We start from the raw sequence: 1,107 nt of genomic DNA, 5'->3' as shown, positions 1-1,107 counted from the left end.
TTTTCCATGGCGATCGGTGCGATCAGCTCAACGCCGAAGGATACGTTGTCGCCGGGCATGACCATCTCGGTGCCTTCTGCCAGCTGAACGGTGCCGGTCACGTCAGTTGTACGGAAGTAGAACTGCGGACGGTAGTTCGCGAAGAACGGCGTGTGACGGCCACCTTCCTCTTTGGTGAGGATGTAGGCTTCGGCTTCGAACTTGGTGTGCGGTGTCACGGAGCCGGGCTTGCAGAGAACCTGACCGCGCTCAACGCCGTCACGCTCAACGCCGCGCAGCAGGGCGCCGATGTTGTCGCCGGCTTCACCACGGTCCAGCAGCTTGCGGAACATTTCCACGCCGGTGCAGGTGGTTTTCTTGGTGTCGCGTATGCCGACGATTTCGATTTCGTCGCCAACGTTGATCACGCCACGCTCGACACGGCCAGTCACAACGGTACCACGGCCGGAGATCGAGAAGACGTCTTCGACGGGCATCAGGAAGGGCTGGTCCACGGCACGCTCAGGTGTCGGGATGTAGGCGTCAACTTCGGCCATCAGCTTCTTGATCGACTCTTCGCCGATCTCGGGCTTGTTGCCTTCCATCGCCGCCAGAGCGGAACCTGCAACAACGGGGATATCGTCGCCGGGGTAGTCGTAGGAGGACAGCAGTTCGCGGATTTCCATCTCGACGAGCTCGAGCAGCTCTTCGTCGTCGACCTGGTCAACTTTGTTCATGAAGACGACCATGGCGGGGATGCCAACCTGACGGCCAAGCAGGATGTGCTCGCGGGTCTGGGGCATCGGGCCGTCGGCCGCGTTCACAACCAGGATCGCGCCGTCCATCTGCGCCGCACCGGTGATCATGTTTTTCACATAGTCAGCGTGGCCGGGGCAGTCGACGTGGGCGTAGTGACGGTTCTCGGTCTCATACTCAACGTGCGCGGTCGAGATGGTGATGCCGCGGGCCTTCTCTTCGGGCGCGCCGTCGATCTGGTCATACGCTTGGAAGTCACCGAAGTACTTGGTGATCGCCGCGGTCAGCGTGGTTTTACCGTGGTCAACGTGGCCGATCGTGCCGATGTTGACGTGCGGTTTGGTGCGTTCAAACTTTGCCTTTGCCATGGTG

General features: G+C 60.8%; 1 protein-coding gene. It reads right to left on the bottom strand.

Annotation, left to right across the window (positions count from 1 at the left end; all coding sequences use genetic code 11):
- Positions 1–1,103: elongation factor Tu (gene tuf / locus HKX24_RS17605; protein ID WP_276154223.1), on the bottom strand; the 1,103-nt coding region annotated here is incomplete at its 3' end.
- Positions 1,104–1,107 lie beyond the last annotated feature (4 nt).

Origin of the sequence: Sulfitobacter sp. M85, from assembly GCF_029285915.1 — a bacterium.
Taxonomy (GTDB): domain Bacteria; phylum Pseudomonadota; class Alphaproteobacteria; order Rhodobacterales; family Rhodobacteraceae; genus Sulfitobacter; species Sulfitobacter faviae.
This window is presented reverse-complemented; position numbering and strand designations above follow the sequence as displayed.